12 protein-coding genes are annotated in these 17038 nt (G+C 48.5%); 4 read left to right on the forward strand and 8 right to left on the reverse strand.

Annotated features, from left to right (window positions below):
* Positions 1-5 precede the first annotated feature (5 nt).
* Genes PH235_RS12235 through xylA form a run of 4 tightly spaced genes read right to left on the reverse strand, consistent with a single transcriptional unit; the run spans position 6 to position 7046 of the window.
* On the reverse strand, positions 6-2063 hold the full coding sequence (locus tag PH235_RS12235; protein WP_272162617.1) for a glycoside hydrolase family 31 protein: 2058 nt from the start codon (positions 2061-2063) through the stop codon (positions 6-8).
* Positions 2064-2091: 28 nt separating this feature from the next.
* The gene (locus PH235_RS12240; RefSeq protein WP_272162618.1) at positions 2092-4170 is read right to left on the reverse strand and encodes a glycoside hydrolase family 31 protein; all 2079 of its coding nucleotides are present in this window, start codon (positions 4168-4170) and stop codon (positions 2092-2094) included.
* Between the two features lie 22 nt (positions 4171-4192).
* Positions 4193-5686, reverse strand: a complete 1494-nt coding sequence (gene xylB, locus PH235_RS12245; RefSeq protein ID WP_272162619.1) for a xylulokinase — start codon at positions 5684-5686, stop codon at positions 4193-4195.
* Positions 5687-5738: 52 nt separating this feature from the next.
* Positions 5739-7046 (reverse strand): xylose isomerase, encoded by a 1308-nt coding sequence (gene xylA / locus PH235_RS12250; RefSeq protein ID WP_272162620.1) that lies wholly within the window; start codon positions 7044-7046, stop codon positions 5739-5741.
* Positions 7047-7191: 145 nt separating this feature from the next.
* On the opposite strand from xylA, the gene PH235_RS12255 reads away from it, so the two are divergent.
* Both PH235_RS12255 and PH235_RS12260 read left to right on the forward strand, forming a co-directional pair.
* Entirely contained in the window at positions 7192-8349 is a 1158-nt protein-coding gene (locus PH235_RS12255) for an ROK family transcriptional regulator (RefSeq protein WP_272162621.1), read from the forward strand.
* Positions 8350-8598: 249 nt separating this feature from the next.
* Entirely contained in the window at positions 8599-9321 is a 723-nt protein-coding gene (locus PH235_RS12260; RefSeq protein ID WP_272162622.1) for a Fic family protein, read from the forward strand.
* 247 nt (positions 9322-9568) lie between these two features.
* Here the strand turns inward: PH235_RS12260 and PH235_RS12265 are convergent, their stop codons facing one another.
* Complete coding sequence (locus PH235_RS12265) at positions 9569-10741, reverse strand: NAD(P)-dependent malic enzyme (protein WP_272162623.1); 1173 nt, start codon at positions 10739-10741, stop codon at positions 9569-9571.
* Between the two features lie 49 nt (positions 10742-10790).
* Complete coding sequence (locus PH235_RS12270) at positions 10791-12089, reverse strand: 2-hydroxycarboxylate transporter family protein (RefSeq protein WP_272162687.1); 1299 nt, start codon at positions 12087-12089, stop codon at positions 10791-10793.
* Positions 12090-12322: 233 nt separating this feature from the next.
* On the opposite strand from PH235_RS12270, the gene PH235_RS12275 reads away from it, so the two are divergent.
* Together PH235_RS12275 and PH235_RS12280 are read left to right on the forward strand one after the other, a co-directional pair.
* A complete protein-coding gene (locus PH235_RS12275) occupies positions 12323-13882 on the forward strand; it encodes a Spo0B domain-containing protein (RefSeq protein ID WP_272162624.1) in 1560 nt (519 codons plus the stop codon).
* Positions 13882-14562, forward strand: coding sequence for a response regulator (locus PH235_RS12280; protein WP_272162625.1), 681 nt, complete (start codon positions 13882-13884; stop codon positions 14560-14562). The genes PH235_RS12275 and PH235_RS12280 overlap by 1 nt, the downstream gene beginning before the upstream one ends.
* 244 nt (positions 14563-14806) lie before the next feature.
* On the opposite strand, the gene PH235_RS12285 is transcribed toward PH235_RS12280, so the two are convergent.
* The gene (locus PH235_RS12285; RefSeq protein WP_272162626.1) at positions 14807-16237 is read right to left on the reverse strand and encodes a 6-phospho-beta-glucosidase; all 1431 of its coding nucleotides are present in this window, start codon (positions 16235-16237) and stop codon (positions 14807-14809) included.
* Positions 16238-16704: 467 nt separating this feature from the next.
* Complete coding sequence (locus PH235_RS12290; protein WP_272162627.1) at positions 16705-17037, reverse strand: hypothetical protein; 333 nt, start codon at positions 17035-17037, stop codon at positions 16705-16707.
* Position 17038 lies beyond the last annotated feature (1 nt).

A 17038-nucleotide genomic window follows, 5' to 3' on the forward strand; every position in this document is an offset into this window, starting at 1 on the left:
TCTTTTCAATTTTCGAATATTTCTGCTATATCGTGTTCGAGGGGTACACCTTCTTTGCAAAATACCGGAATGGTGTCTAATATGACGACAATATTGTACGTCCGGCCGCCAGTGTAAACTTCTTTCGTGAAAACATGGATCCAGTTACAGCCTTTCGGCAAGTAAACCGGCATGTGGGTTATGCCCTCCGTCACCACCGGGGCAACCAATAAATCGCTGCCAAATAAATAATGAGTGGTTTCTTCCCAAGCTTTGGGATCGTCCGGGAATTCAATGAACAGACTGCGCATGATAGGTAAGCCCGTTTTGGCGCTCTCATCATATACCTCCGCCATGTAATTCTTGAGTCGTGTCCTGATGTGCGTGAAACACGTCAAGATACCTTCTACTTCTTCGCCAAAAGACCAGATTTCATTGGGTCCGCCACTTGTCCGAACTCCGCCTCCCGAAGTCCCGATTTTTTGGGTGTGGGGTTGGCGATCGCCGTGCATGCGCAGAATCGGACTGAAAACAGCGAACTGGAACCAGCGGATCATCAGCTCCTTGAATCGCGGGGACTGACTGTTCCCGCTATGGAAACCGCCGATGTCACTCGTCCACCAGGCGATGCCACTGATGCCCATGCTAAGACCGATTTGGATTTGCCTTCTTAATGAAGCGAATGAACTTTCGATATCCCCCGACCAAGCTAACGCCCCATATTTCTGGGAGTTAAACCATGCAGAGCGGATCAAGGTTGGTGCCGTATTCGCTCTTTCTGGATCTGCTTGGATTGCCTGCAAGTAATGAAAAGGGTATTTATTGGCATATTTTTCCAAACTTCCGTCGTACACTAGGTATTCCTTGTGTTGGTACGTATCTATTTCCGGCTCGGCTTGGTCAGCCCAGAACAAGGAAACTCCCTTGCGCCGGTAATTTTCGTCTAAGACCTGACGCAGGTGCTCTTTTGTCTCTGGATGGAAGAAATCTAACAAGGCTTTGCCAGAAAAGGGGATATCTTTCTTCGTGACCGATCGAATCAAGAGTTGATTGTTCCGGTAGCCCAGATAGTACCGGCTTTGCTCAGTTACCGTCGGCCATAGCGACACCATCAGTTGGGTGCCGGTGGCTTTAATTTCTTCCGCAAATGCCTCGATGCCGTCCCAATAGTGGGAATCAAAAGAGAAATCGCCATCTGTCGTCCAATGATAATAGTCGATGACTAATACGGAAGGTGCAATGCCCCGTTTAATATAGCCTTGATAAACTGCTCTTAATTCATCCAAGGTCTGGTAACGCAGCTTGCTCTGCCATAACCCTAACAGTTCAGACGATGCCTGAGGAGTGCGGCCAGTCATTTGCGTATAGTTTTCGATGACCTGCTTCGGATTTTCACCGACAGTCACTAGGTAATCGATAACGGTCGTGTTGTTACTCTTCCAAATTTTCTGGTTGCGTCCAAACGTAACTTCTCCGATTGCCGCATTATTCCAGATGAATCCGTATTGCTTATCAGAAAGATAGAACGGAATTGTCGTCTGGGAGTTCCGTTGTAACAATTCATAGGTGTCACCATTTTTATCCAGGTTCTCTTCTTGGTATCCACCCATCCCGTACAGTTTCTCATCCAGGTCTCCTTCAAATCGTAGCGTCGCCTGGTAGGTATGTTCACCTAGGTGGGTAAATTCCCGCGGTGAAATATTCAACGATGAAGTCGGCTCATCCGGAATCGGAATATGATCGTCAATGCCTACCGTACGTCGGAATTGGCTTTGCTGCCGGGTGTATTCCTCCAGGATTTTTATCCCGTTGTTGTAAAATGTCAACTTTTCCCCATCGTATACACCGGTCAATCGGTTGTTGGTAATGGTCAATCGGTCCGATGTCGCCGTGATAGATGCTGTCGTCGGGCCGTTCTTTTCCAATTCTTCCATTCCGTGCAATGGGTCGAAACCCTTGTGATCGGGATAACAGGTGACGCGCACGGTATCTCGCCCCCATTCCTCGACTTTCAGACATTGATCGCGATCTTTCACAATGAAGGCCTGTTCGGAAACTGTCACTTCTTTTGATTTAAAGAGCATGGCTTCTTTCCTCCAATCGGTTTGCCCCTTATTCCCCGTTCTTTTTGGCATATTCGCCCAACGCTTCAAAACGTTTAGAGGCGGATGCTTTGATAAAGACTGGAATTTGTTCAAGCGGTGCTGTGACAGAATAAGTCGCTCCGCCGGCGTACTCTTCACCTGTGAAGAGGTGTCTCCAGTTTTCGCCTCCTGGCAAGTAAACATCCCGACCTCTTTCTTTGTAGTTCATGATCGGTGCAACTAGGATGTCGGAACCGAGCATATAGGTATTGTCGACTTCCCAGGCTTTTTCGTCCTCTGGGAATTCGTAGAACAAGGTCCGCATAATCGGATAGCCGTGTTCATGTGCTTCCGTCATCGTTTCCGCCAAGTAGTCTTTCAATCCTTCCCTTATTTCAACGTAATCTGTCATGATGGTTTCGACTTCACTGCCGTAGGACCAAATTTCATTCGGTGCGCCTGTCGGCATCGAGCCACCGCCGGAATTGGAGAGCGGTTTGCTGTGCGGCAGACGGTCTCCATGCATGCGCAATATCGGAGAGAACGTGCTATATTGGAACCAGCGGACCATCAATTCGCGGAATTCCGGGTCTTCCGGATTACCGCCATGGAAGCCGCCGATGTCAGTCGTCCACCACGGGATGCCGGCCATCCCCATGTTCAAGCCGGAGTTGACTTGATTATGGAAGGCTTCGAAGCTGGAATCAATATCCCCAGACCAAGCCAAAGCACCGTATTTCTGAGCGCCTGCCCAGGCACCGCGGACCAAAGTCACAACTGCTTCATTTGAGTCTTTATTGCCGTCGTAGACCATCTTCAGGTAGCCGTTTGGATACAGGTTACCACTTTCCACGGCCGTTCCGGCATGGTAGCGGTAATTTTCGAAATCATAAACAGCGTAGCCCGGTTCAGCCACGTCCACCCAGTAGTAATCGATCCCAATGTCTTTGTAGTTTTTCTTGATCAGGTTCCAGACATAGTCACGGGCATCTGGATTGGTCGTATCCATGAAGACGGTGTTTCCTTGAATCTGCATCGTCATGCGTACACCGCGGTTCACTTTGATCAAATACCCACCTTGGAGATACTGCTCATAGTTGTAGGCATCGGATTGGACGGTTGGCCAAATCGAGATCAACGGTTCGACATGGTACTCTTCCTTGAGCGTTTTGACCAATTTTTCCGGTTCCGGCCAAAACTCGGGATCAAAACGGTACTCCCCTTGCTTCGGCCAGTGAAAATAGTCAATAGCAATGCTAGAAAGCTTAATACCACGTTGTTTGTAGCCTTCCACCACTTCCAAAACCTCTCCCGGAGTGCGGTAGCGCAATTTACTTTGCCATAAGCCGAGCAGGTTTTTTGGCATTTTCGGAACACGCCCCGTTACGCTCGTGTATTGCTCCATGATGGCTTTGGGCGAATTACCGGCTGTGATCCAATAATCGATATAATCAGTGCCGTACATTTCCCATTCGGTCATATTCTTGGCAAAGGTCACTTTCCCTATACCAGGATGATTCCACAAGAAACCATAATTCCGGCTCGAAACGTAGAATGGAACTGACATTTGTGAATTACGTTGCGCCAATTCAAGCATAGTATTCTTGAGATCTAGGTAATTTTGTTGGTATTGACCCATCCCATAGATTTTTTCCTGTACATTTGGTTCAAAGCGGACTTTCGTCCGGAAGTTCGCCCCGTCGTTGTTGGCCCGGTATTCACGAGATTTCAATTTCAAAGTTGAGTTGAAGTCCTTGGTGAATTCGACCGTCCCAACATCCTCGCTGCCATCGTCATGCTTAACGGCTCTCAAACGGATGAATTCTTTTAAGAGGACTTCACCCTTTTCATTGTAAAACGTCAAACGATCCCGGTGATCAAGGACAGCTTTTATTTTACCGTTCACGATGGTAGCTTGGTTGTCTTTGTAATACGTCTTAACCAGCTGCTCGTCGTAGTCATGCGGTTCGGTCAAGGCATTTTCCCGACCAACAAAGTGTTGATCCAAAAACGAACGCACCCGAAGTGCATTTTGGCCCCATGGTTCGATAATCAATAATTCATCATCGTATTTTTTGACGATTCGATTTGCTTCAATTGTAATCATGTTTTCCTCCTGTTAGAATGTATCACAAAGTACTTAGTGCATGGGACAAATCTTTTGTCGCTCCATACACCTGTGTGTATAAGTCGTAAACGGTTGTGTATTTTTCCACGTTTTCCGGAATAGGCCGGACGACATCTTTGTAGGCAACAAACACATCTGCGCAAGCAGTCACTGTCGGGAACCAGCCAAGTCCGACCGCTGCCAGCATTGCAGCACCCAAACCAGGTCCCTGTTCGACTTCCAGACAGGTGATTTCGGCATCAAACACATCTGCTTGGATCTGCAGCCAATCCGGATTTTTGGCTCCTCCGCCAACGGAAACGATCCGTTTGAAGGCTTTGCCTGCGACTTGCTCCATCAATACTTGCGAATCCTTCAAGGAGAAGGTGATGCCTTCCAGAACCGCTCGTCCAAAATGTTTGATCGTGTGATTCGTGTCCATCCCGATGAAGCTGCCGCGGATTCGGCTATCGACATGCGGTGTGCGTTCGCCAACGATATACGGTGTGAACAACAAGCCATCCGAACCCGGTTTGATGGCATCCATGCCTTCAAGCAGTTCTTCGAACGTACTGTCCGGCGCGAACGTATCCTTGAACCAGTTGAGGCTGTGCCCTGCCGCCAAAGTGACACCCATCGAGTAGTATCCATCCTCAATCGTGTGGTTAAACAGGTGCAGTTTACCTTGGTAATCCTGCTCAGCCGAATCCTCGAATGCGAGGAACACACCGGATGTTCCGATGCTGGCCATGCCTGTCTCAGCATTCACGATACCGGCGCCGATCGCAGCGCAGGCGTTGTCCGCCCCACCCGCAAAGATTTTTACTTCCTTCTCAAAGCCGAAGCGGTTCGCCAGTTCCGGCCGCAGGTTTCCGGTCGTGCCCGAAGATCCGATCAATTCAGGAAGATATGCAGCAGGAATTCGGAATTTTTCAAGAATCGGTTTGGACCATTCTTTCTTTTCCGCATCCAGAAGCAGCGTGCCGGCTGCATCCGAGTAATCCATATGCATGGTGCCGGTCATCCAATATCCCAGATAATCCTTTGGCAACAGCATATGCCGCACCTTGTCCCAGATTTCCGGCTCATTTTCCTGGATCCATAGAATTTTCGGTAAAGTGAATCCTTCCAACGCGATGTTTTTCGTGATCGCAAGCAGTTCTTCTCCGAAGGTATCCATGATTTCTGCACACTGTTTGGTTGTCCTGACATCGTTCCAAAGGATCGCATTGCGGAGGACATTATTCCCTTCATCCAGCACAACCAAACTATGCATCTGTCCGGAGAAGCTGATTCCCTCCAAATTTTCGGTGAAGTCCGCTACTTCATCCTTCAACCTGTCCAGCACGTACTCGCAGGCCAGGATCCATTGTCCCGGATCCTGCTCGCTGTAGCCGGATTTCGGATGGATCAGCGGATACTCTTTTTGGGCGGAAGCTACTGCCTTGCCTTGCTCATCCAACAGCAACCCCTTCAATGAACTTGTTCCCAAGTCTATTCCTAACACATACGCCATAATTTCTGCTCCTCTTCTGTTGCATCCATCAGCCGAACGACTTCTGTATGGATTATACTAAGTAGTCATTCAAACGTGATTTGACGAATTCAAGATGGCTAGATTCCAGTTTGATGTCTCCGTTTTGCAGGGAATACTCTGTCAATGATTCCAAAGTTTCTTCATCAGACAAGATTCTTGCGCCGACACCTTCGTTGTAGCTGGCATAGCGTTTGTCTTTCAGATCATCGAAGAAACGTTCCTCTTTCAACTTGGCAGCAGCTTTCAATCCGCGGGCAAAAGTGTCCATCCCGGCAATGTGTGCCAATAACAGATCTTCCATCTCGAATGAAGAGCGGCGTACTTTGGAATCGAAGTTGATTCCGCCCGGTGCAATCCCACCGTTTTCAAGGATTTCATACATAGCCAATGTCGTATCGTAGATGTTAGTCGGGAATTCGTCTGTATCCCAGCCCAACAGCATGTCGCCTTGGTTGGCATCGATCGATCCAAGCGCATCGTAGCAACGGGCCACATTCATTTCATGTTCAAATGTATGTCCAGCCAATGTCGCATGGTTCGCTTCCAGGTTAAGTTTGAAGTCGCCTTCCAAACCATATTTTTGGATAAAGGCCATTGTTGTTGCCGCATCGAAGTCATATTGGTGTTTCGACGGCTCCATCGGTTTTGGTTCAATCAGGAACTGTGGTTTGTGGCCGATCTTCTCGCCGTAAGCAACTGCCATTTTGAACAAGCGGGCAATGTTGTCCTGCTCGAATTTCATATCCGTATTCAACAAGGACTCATAGCCTTCACGGCCGCCCCAGAAGACGTAGTTTGCGCCGCCCAATTTCTTGCTGATGTCCAAGCCTTTTTTGACTTGTGCTGCCGCATAGGCAAAAACTTCAGCGCTATTGGAGGAAGCTGCCCCGTTCACATAACGTGGGTGGGAGAACATGTTTGCTGTGTTCCACAACAGTTTGATGCCGGTTTGATCCATCTTCTCTTTGATCAGGTCCGTGATTTCATCGATGTTATTGAAGAATTCTTCCAGTGAATTTCCTTCCGGTGCGATATCGACATCGTGGAAGCAGAAGAATTCAACATCCAGTTTTTCCAAAATTTCAAAGAAAGCTTCCACGCGGTTCTTTGCGGTTTCAATTGGAGTGGAACCTTCCCATGTGCGGATGTTCGTAGGACTTCCGAAAGGATCGGAGCCGTCTTGCGTCATTGTGTGCCAGTATGCGACACCGAAACGCAAATGTTCCTTCATCGTTTTGCCCATCACCACTTCTGACGGATTGTAATGGCGGAACGCCATTGGATTTTCTGTGGTAACGCCTTCATATTTGATTTTATCTACTGTTGAAAAATAACTCATTTCTTTTCCTCCTAAAAAATGTTATCTTGTCTTTGGGTTAGTTCGCTCAACTAACTCATGAACATAATATAAACGATTATTTTTTTGTTGTCAAGCGCTTTCAGAAGATATATGATAGATAACGAAGGAAGAAGGAGTGGTTTTATTGATTCATAGCAAATATACGATCCGTGAAAACAATGAGGCAATTATTTTGAATGCCATCATCAGCCAGAAAGAAATTTCCCGCGCTGAATTGTCCGTCCTTGCCGGTTTGAATAAGGCTTCCGTGTCCGCAATCACCAAAAAACTGTTGGAAGACGAGTTAATTCATGAAGACCGTATCGGCGATGCAGCCAGAATCGGCGGTCGGAAGCCCATCATGCTCACTTTTAATGGAAAAGCTGCACTGACCCTTTCCTTGGATGTCGCCCCCAACTACATCGAAGGGCTCATCGCCTATATCGATGGAAGGGTCCTTTATGAATCCGAAATCAGAGGCATCAAAGTTTCTTCAAACAATGTCCTCGCCTATATCACGGAAATGGTTGAAAAATTGAGTGAACATGCTGTGGAAACCCCGCATGGCATCACCGGAGTCTGCGTTGCAATCCATGGACTCGTCAATCAGGATGAGGTCATCTTTACGCCCAACTATGCTTTGCAAAGCGATCTGAAGGCTCAATTAGAAGAAATTTTCCCCTTTTATGTATATTTGGAAAATGAAGCGAATCTGGCGGCACTCGGTGAATATACTTTTGGATCCATTTCGGACAGCGTCGTCAGCCTTAGCATCCATACGGGCATCGGAGCCGGAATTGTTGAAAATGGGAAACTGAGGACCGGAAAAAAAGGCAAAGCCGGTGAAATCGGCCACAGTATCCTCTACCCCGATGGCAGAAAATGCCCTTGCGGCAATGAAGGTTGCCTCGAACAATATGCTTCCCACCAGGCCATCTACAGCGAATTGGAACAGATGCTTGCGTTGCCGGACCTCAATTCGTCCGTAGTGATTGAACGCTACAAAAATGGTGATCCTGTTGTCCAAAAAGCACTCCGGACCAATGCGCATTATTTGAGCATCGCCGTCAATAATCTGGCGGTGATCTACGAACCAGATCTGGTTGTGATCAACAGTTCCATTTATTCGCAAATCCCTGAGTTGATCCAGATCCTCAAGAACGATCTCAAAGGGAAATTTTCGCACGAGACTCCTGTCGTCAACAGTTCGCTCAAGCGGAAAGCAACCTTATTCGGGGGTGTGGCCAAGTCCACACAGAATTTCCTGAACATTCAGAACCTAAAAATGAATACAGACAACTAAAATCAAAACCACCCGTATATTGCTAACGGGTGGTTTTGTCTAGCTCATTTAATTCAGATTCAGCTTCACTTTGTGTCTTTGTAACACTGTACCATTTTACCATCCTAACATTTTACCACTTTAACATTATGGGGGAGGCGCTCGGGTGGATATGCTTGTTCTATAGCATTTTGGGGGAGAAATGTTTGTACATTGAGATATCATTTCGGTATGATAGTGATGAAAAATATAGAGAGGATGATGGGATTTATGAGCGGATTTTTAAATAAAATGCCACGAAACTATTTAGATGATACGCTTGTGCGTCTTGCCCATCACTCAGCGGGGATAGAAGGAAATAGGATTTCGTTGTCAGCGACAGTCTCGATTATTTTAAATGGCATCCTACCAATCAGCAGCGGAGTGACCGTGCGCGAATTTTATGAAATTGAAAACCATAAACAAGCCTTTTCTAACATGCTGGATCATTTGGAGAGTAACGATACGCTCTCAGTATCCATAATCAAAGAGGTTCATGCCGATTTAACCGATCGGCTTCAATACGATAAAGGCCAGTTCAAAAAGAACGAAAACTTGATTATAGGGGCAGAATTCCAGACGGCTTCACCATCAGAAACGCCATTTCTGGTCCAACAGTTAGTGGACAACTTGGAATACCGGTTGGAGAACGCAGCTACTGATGAAGAAAAATTAGAGAGCATTTTAGATGCACACATCCAATTTGAACGGATCCACCCTTTTCCCGATGGTAACGGACGCACAGGGCGTGTCATTATGAATTACTCATTGCTTCAAGAGGGATTCCCACCGCTGATTATCGAAAAAGAAACAAAGGCAACTTATATCGAATTGCTAGCTAAGCAAGATTTAGATGGTTTTATGTCTTTTGCCAAGGAAATATTAGTAAAAGAGAGGAAGCGAATGGGAGCATTCCAAAACATGGATCAAGAGCAGATCAAACATATTGAGTGACACAACAAAAGAGAAGAAGGACGCCCGATTGAATCAGGCATCCTTCTTCTCTTTTTTCTGATCAGAACGTCCTCCTCCGGCGAACGGAGGCTACGCCAGAGGACGGCTCACATATCAAATCTGTGCTCCGATGAGGACAGACTCGCAGGAGGAGAGCGCGGGAAAAACCGACGTTCTCCGGTGACGGAATCCTTGTCGGAGTTGAGCACCCGATCCGGCTGCTCAGCTCCGGTCAGCGGCGTACGTTTTAAACAAGTACTTCCTCTTTTTTGACTGCATTCATAACGCTGGCGGCTACGATGTCCGCTACGCCCGGAGTGAAGACATCCGGCATGATGTAGTCGACGTTCAGTTCTTCATCGCTGACGATGCTAGCGATGCCGCGCGCTGCAGCAAGCTGCATTTCGATCGTGATGTCTTTGGCACGGGCATCCAAGGCTCCGCGGAAGATTCCCGGGAATGCGAGCACATTGTTGATCTGGTTCGGGAAGTCGCTGCGGCCTGTGCCGACGATATAGGCGCCGCCTGCTTTTGCTTCATCCGGGAAGATTTCCGGTGTCGGGTTCGCCATCGCGAAGATGACCGGTTTTTCGTTCATGGTTGCGATCCATTCCTTCTTCAGGACACCTGGCGCGGATACGCCGACGAATACGTCCATTCCGACAACTGCATCCTCCAAAGTTCCGGTTCTGAAACTGCGGTTCGTAACTTTTGAGATTTCCACATGGCGTTCGGCCAATTCAGGATCGGTTTCGGAAATGATGCCGGTGCGGTCCACGACCATCAGGTTCTTGATGCCAGCGGAAAGGAACATTTGGCTGATGGCGATCCCTGCGGCACCGCCGCCATTGACGACCACTTGAATCTCATCGATTTTTTTGCCTGTCAGGCGCAATGCATTGTAAAGGGCAGCCAGCACGATGATCGCGGTCCCGTGTTGGTCATCATGGAAGACCGGGATGTCCAGCATCTCTTTCAAGCGGCGTTCGATTTCGAAGCAACGAGGCGCGCTGATGTCTTCCAGGTTGATACCGCCGAAGGAAGGTGCGATGGCAGCGACATGCGAGATGATCTCTTCAACATCCTGCGTATTCAAGGAAATCGGCACAGCATCCACATTCCCGAAGCGTTTGAACAGAGCCGCTTTGCCTTCCATAACCGGAATGGCTGCTTCCGGTCCGATGTTTCCCAATCCCAGGACAGCCGATCCGTCGGTTATGACGGCAACCAAGTTTTTCTTGGTTGTATAAGTATAGACGGATTCTTTGTTGTTCGCGATTTCCATGCAGACGGCTGCGACGCCCGGTGTATAGGCGATGCTCAGATCTTCCATTGTTTCGATCGGCACTTTTGAGATGATCTCCAATTTACCGCCGAATTTTTTGCTGATAGCCAATGCTTTTTCATTTACATTTGTCATAGTGAACACACTCTCTTTCTTTTCGTTTTAGTTTTTGGTTTTTATGTCGTTAGAACAGGAAACGCAATAAGGATGTCATGGAAATGACGGTGATGGCTCCACCCAAACGTGTCGCTACTTGGGCAAATGGCATCAGATTCATACGGTTGGAAGCAGATAGGATGGCGACATCCCCGGTTCCGCCCATGCCGCTTTGGCAAGCCGTTACGATTGCTGCTTCGATCGGATTCATGTTCATTTTCCCACCTACGAAGAATCCGGTCAGTACAACGGTCAACACGACTGAGATCACGACCACGAAATACTGCCAAGAAAGCATGCCGACGACGTCTTTAAGTGGGATGTACAACAAGCCCAAGCCGACCATCAACGGGAATGTGAAGTTGCCGGAAACGAATTTGTAAAGCTGTTTCGAACCTTTTTCAACATCTTTAGGCAACAGGCTCAAATATTTGATGGTTGCCGCGATCAGGATCATCAGGACCGGTCCCGGGAAACCCGTAAGTCTTTCCAAAAGTCCGCCTGCGATGAAGAGTGTGCAGGCCGTCAACACGCCGGCGCCCATCAATTTGATGTCCAGCGGGCTCTTGTCTTCCTGCATGGCGTCAGCCATATCGTCGTCGCCGCCGAATTTGATCAATTGGCCCTTGCCGCTTTTCTCAGGATATTTTTCGCCTAGGCGATTCAAAATACCGGAACAGATGATCGCGAAGAAGTTACCGATGATGGTCGCTGGAATCAATTGTCCAACCAATTCTCCACTCGGGATGCCGGTGATGGCGCTGTAGCCTAGCGATAATGGCAAGATGCCTTCGCCGATTCCACCGGCGATGATCGGTGTCACGATGTAGAAGAGCGTATGCTCAAAACCCAGTCCCAACAAAGTTCCGATTGAAGTTCCGACAATCAAAGCAGCGATCATCGCCACAGCCATCGGGATGATCATCCGGATCAAGCCTTGCACCAGAATCTTGCGGTGCATCCCCAGAATACTACCGCAGACAAGACAAGCGATGTAGAAATACAGGAAGTTCGCTTCCCTCATCAGCATGTTCGCTGCATCCAACGTGTTTTGGTTGAATACATTCATGAATACCATAATCGATGGCACCATCAGCGACAGGATGGCCGATCCTCCGAAATTCTTCAATCCCGGAATGCTTGCGCCGATCCCTCCCAAAAGCCAACCCAAACTCAAGATGACTGCGAAACCGCCCAGCATGTTGACGGGCAATTCGCCCAGATACGCAGAAGCTATTATAATGGCTGACATCACGAGATAAGTCGGCAACGGAATCGCGCCTACCTTCGCGTTTTTGAATCTGTCGAAAACCGTCAACTCGGAAATGCCCGGGAGCTGTTCAAGCTCCAATTCTTTTGTCGTGTCTCTCACTTTCCTTCTCCTCCTTTTGATTAACCGCAATCTTGAAGCGCTTTCTTTAACCTGGTTTCATTATGCTACCGCTTACAGATTTAAAATAGATTATTTAATTAATTTAAGTGTTATTCAATTAATTAAATTGAGAACGCCTACTTTTCATTTGGTATAATGGCTGTGTAATAGGAAGGGAACATGGATGAATGATCAAACTGAAGCAAAAATGGAAAAACCAGCGCTTATGGGTGAAGCTCACCCTGATGGTATTGGTCACGGTGGCTCTGACGGTCAGCGTCCTGTACTTGTTGCTGACGAACCGCATCTATGAAGCGACACAGATGCAGGAAGAGGACCAGCTCCTTTCCATCGCCGAAATCGTGGCTGCGCAGCCGTTGGTGATCCAAACGCTGAGCGATGGAGCCACCAACCCAGAAGTGCAAGACTACGCTAATCAAATAACCGAAACCTACCAGTTGGACTTCGTCGTGGTCATGACGATGGACCGCATCCGCCTGACCCATCCCGATCAGGAAAAGATCAACGCCCCTTTCCAAGGCGGCGATGAAGAAGCCGCACTTTCGGGACAGGAGACGACTTCAATCGCGCAAGGCACGCTGGGCCAATCACTGCGCGCCTTCGTCCCTGTCTTCAATGATGACAACGTGGAAATCGGCGTCGTCGCGATCGGCATCAAGACGACCACGCTCGCTTCGATCGCCAAGAAAACGATGCAGCCCTTCTCCGTCAGTTTCGCGGTCAGCCTGCTGTTCGGCGCTGCCGCCGCGATTTTCACGGCTTTCCAGCTCAAAAACCAAATGTACAATCTGGAACCCATCGAAATAGCCAGACTGTTGGAAGAACGCAATGCGATGCTGGAGAACACAAAGGACGCCATCATCGTCACCGACAAGGACAATCGGGTCGTCCTTTCCAATCTGGAGGCGAAAAAATTGTTTCAACGGGACGAGTTGGATGAGGCCATCATCGGCCTGCCGATCCAATCGCTGTTGCCTGTTGCGCAGGATCTGCAGCTGTTGGCCGGACAAAACAAAACGACTGACCGGATCTATCATCAGGACGGCGTGGACTACTTGCTTTCGACAGCCCCGATCACCGTCGCCAAGAAAGTCATCGGCCAGATCATCCTGATGCGCGATGCCACGGAGCTCTATCTGCTGACCGATCAGCTGTTCAACGCGGCCACCTACACCACCACCCTGCAGACGCAATCGCATGACTTCCTGAACAAGCTGCATGTCATCTACGGCTTGGCGGACTTGGAGGAATACGAGGAATTGAACGACTATTTAGGCAAAATACTCGAACCGGAGCAGGAATTTTCACACCGCATGATTTTCCTGGTCAAAAACCCGGTCATCGCAGGCTTTCTGATCGGCGAGCGCAGCAAATTCACGGAGCAGAACTATCCGTTCATGATCGAAGTCTATCCGGATGTGCCGCCGACCACTGATCACACGGCTGTCCAGTGCTGGATCAACATCATCCGGTTCCTGGACCAATTCATTTTGGAAAACCGGTTGGCCGATGACCTGCAGATCCATTTCGGCTTCTGGAACGACCGGTTGGAGACTGTTTACGAATTGCAGCTGGAGCCTGCCATGAAAGAGCGGCTGACGGAAGAACTACATACGCCGGTCATTTCCCAACTGCTGAAAAGAGTGGACGGGCAACTGGAGATCGAAAGCAATGAGCGCCGGATCAAGATTTCTTTGAAGACGGCGTACCGAAAGGATGGTAACTGATGGTCTATCACGTATTGATTGTGGAGGACGATCCGATGGTATTGTCCATCAATCGTCGTTATCTGGAAAAAATACCCGGCTTTATCGTATCCGGGACTTGCGGCAGCTTTGACGAGGCCATCCGTTTGACCAGCAAGCATACTTACGATTTGCTTCTGGTCGATGTCAACATCCAGGGCAAGAGCGGTTTGGATCTGATCCGGGCGCTGCGGAAACGGGATTACCCGGCCGATTTGATCATGATCACGGCAGCCGGCGAACAGGAAGCAATCCGGATCGGCCTGCAATGCGGCATCGTCGACTATATCCTCAAGCCGTTCCAGTTCAAACGCTTCGAGAAGAGCATCGAAGCCTTCGTGCAGCGCCAAGAACTGCTCAATTCCCGTAAGCCAATCACGCAAAAACAGCTGGACCAGTTCCGATCGCTGGATAAACAGCCGGAGGAGAAGGATGACGACGCCATCGACAAGGGGCTGACCCCTTCGACGTTGAACATGATCATGTCCTGCATCGACCAACAGAAAGGCGATTTTACCGTGAACGATATCACCAGTCTGGCGAATCTTTCCCACGTTTCGGTCCGGAAGTATCTGCGCTATCTGGAGGACAGACAGGTCATCGAAATGCGTCTGGAATACGGGACGGTCGGGAGGCCGACCGCTTTTTACCGGAAAAAATAAACGGAACAGCCTCATCGGAGCTAAATGGTCGGTTTCAGTCGTCAACTCCGGGGAGCGGATTCTCGCAGGATATGGTGATCAGATTCCGTCCGGCTCCTCCGGTGAACAGGCCCTGGCCGGAGAAGCCAACCCCAACAGTGGGCACACCACAAAAAAGAGCAACAGCGAGGCATTTTTGCCTCACTGTTGCTCTTTTTTTCTTTATACTATTTCCGCTTGCGTCAGCAAGCGAACTAATTGTCCCTTAGACGGACAAGTCTTCCCCGTTGCTGGCGATGACTTGTTTGTACCAGTCGAAAGATTTTTTCTTCGTGCGTTTCAGCGTGCCGTTGCCTTCGTTGTCGCGGTCGACGTAGATGAAACCGTAACGTTTCTTCATTTCGCCTGTTCCTGCGCTGACAAGGTCGATACAGCCCCAGCTAGTGTAACCCAGCAGATCGATACCATCCAAGTTTACGGCATCTTTCATAGCTTCGATATGCGCCGCCATGTAGGCGATGCGGTAATCGTCTTCGACATATCCGTTTTCGTCCGGCACATCGACAGCTCCCAAACCATTTTCAACGATGAACAATGGTTTTTGGTAGCGATCGTACATCGCATTCATCGTGATGCGCAGTCCCAATGGATCGATCTGCCAGCCCCATTCGCTCGCATCCAAATAAGGATTTTTGACGGATTCAAAAATGTTGCCGCCTGTTTTTGCGTTCACTTCAGGATCAGCTGAAGCTACGCGTGAAGAATAGTAAGAGAAGGAAATGAAATCAACTGTGTTTGCTTTCAGGATTTCTTTGTCGCCTTCCTCCATTTCGATTTTGATGCCCTCGCGCTCCAATTTTTTCAGTGCGTAAGCAGGGTATTCGCCGCGTGATTGCACATCGATGAAGAAGTAGTTTTCGCGGTCTTCTTGTTGCGCTTTGAAGACGTCTTTAGGATCGCAAGTATATGGATAGTAGTTACCAGCCGCCAACATGCAGCCCACTTGGTTTTCAGGATCCACTTCATGCGCGATGCGGGTAGCGATTGCGCTAGCCATCAACTCATGATGCGCAGATTGGAATTTGACTTGTTCTTCGTTTTCGCCTTCTTCGAAGTATAGACCGGCACCCATGAATGGTGCGTGCAAAATCATGTTGATTTCATTGAAAGTCAACCAATATTTAACCAGACCTTTGTAGCGGTTGAAAATGGCATGACACAGATTTTCATAGAATCCGACCATTTTGCGGTTGCGCCAGCCGCCGTACTCTGTGATCAAGTGCATTGGGCAATCGAAATGCGTAATTGTCACTAATGGCTCGATTCCGTATTTATGGCACTCTTTGAATAAGTCTTCGTAGAATTTCAGACCTTCTTCATTCGGCTCTTGCTCGTCGCCTTTAGGGAAGATGCGTGTCCACGCGATTGATAAACGGTATGTTTTGAAGCCCATTTCGCCAAATAATGCGATGTCTTCTTTATAGCGGTGATACATGTCGATAGCTTCCAATGCAGGATAGAAATGCTCATCGTCAAAATCGAACATTTTCATTTTGCCTGTGATGACGGCCCCTCTGTCCTTGCCGACGGGAACAACGTCAACGTTCGCTAAACCACGTCCACCTGCGTTGTATCCACCTTCACATTGATTGGCAGCAGTAGCGCCGCCCCATAAAAAGTCTTCTCTTAAAGCCATTTGCCATCCTCCTCGATCTTTTATACTAAAATGTTACATACAGTTTCATTGCTTTCGTTTATGCAAAAGCTTTCAGCAACCGCTGCCATTCATTTGAACGTTCCCGGCATCGGTTACATTAATAATACTAACACTTTTGGATGGACAATGTAAATATTGTTAGACAAGGAATCAAATTATTGTGGACTCATAGTCAAAATAGATGCGAGGTCGTCTGTATCAGGAAAACATAGAGTGGTTTCCTCCGGTGAGCGCTCCTTCAGCCGGAGGAGGAGTTCCAAAAAGATCATCACCTCCGACCACGGCGGCTTCGCCGGAGGACAGACCCCCGCAACACATCCAACTCCGGCCAGCATCCGCTCACCGGAGTTGAGCTAGCGGAGTAAGGCGATATTCACTCTTATCCGAAGCGCAACCACATCCCCAAACAAAAAGACGCCCCTGTTAAGAGCACCTTACCCGTCTTATCAGTCCGGCGGGCCGATAAGATTGGCAATCATAAACCCCACGATGGCGATAAAAAAGAACAGGCCGGGCAGTATCAACAGGAACACCAAAAGCGAGCGCTCATGATCCTTCTTTACGGCCAGGAATCCGATTATCGAAGCAAGTATCGCAGCCGTAAAAGCAAGATAGATCACGCTCCCCAACAAGGGGCTGTTGATCGGATTGGGATATTCGATAGTATTTACTGTCGCGTTGGAGATCCGGTTCCCTGCAATCCCCAGCACCAGGAAGGCAGCAAACAAACCCACTGCCCATTTGCCTTTGGACGTTTGCGGAAGAAATCGATTCTTCATA

Source organism: Trichococcus sp. K1Tr (assembly GCF_028309625.1).
GTDB lineage: Bacteria > Bacillota > Bacilli > Lactobacillales > Aerococcaceae > Trichococcus.

Bases quoted from the DNA above. Each gene is read 5' to 3' on its own strand.
- PH235_RS12285 (WP_272162626.1), bottom strand. From the start codon at position 16,237: ATGGCTTTAAGAGAAGACTTTTTATGGGGCGGCGCTACTGCTGCCAAT.
- xylB (WP_272162619.1), bottom strand. From the start codon at position 5,686: ATGGCGTATGTGTTAGGAATAGACTTGGGAACAAGTTCATTGAAGGGG.
- PH235_RS12235 (WP_272162617.1), bottom strand. From the start codon at position 2,063: ATGCTCTTTAAATCAAAAGAAGTGACAGTTTCCGAACAGGCCTTCATT.
- PH235_RS12280 (WP_272162625.1), top strand. From the start codon at position 13,882: ATGGTCTATCACGTATTGATTGTGGAGGACGATCCGATGGTATTGTCC.
- PH235_RS12290 (WP_272162627.1), bottom strand. From the start codon at position 17,037: ATGAAGAATCGATTTCTTCCGCAAACGTCCAAAGGCAAATGGGCAGTG.
- PH235_RS12265 (WP_272162623.1), bottom strand. From the start codon at position 10,741: ATGACAAATGTAAATGAAAAAGCATTGGCTATCAGCAAAAAATTCGGC.
- PH235_RS12240 (WP_272162618.1), bottom strand. From the start codon at position 4,170: ATGATTACAATTGAAGCAAATCGAATCGTCAAAAAATACGATGATGAA.
- PH235_RS12275 (WP_272162624.1), top strand. From the start codon at position 12,323: ATGATCAAACTGAAGCAAAAATGGAAAAACCAGCGCTTATGGGTGAAG.
- xylA (WP_272162620.1), bottom strand. From the start codon at position 7,046: ATGAGTTATTTTTCAACAGTAGATAAAATCAAATATGAAGGCGTTACC.
- PH235_RS12260 (WP_272162622.1), top strand. From the start codon at position 8,599: ATGAGCGGATTTTTAAATAAAATGCCACGAAACTATTTAGATGATACG.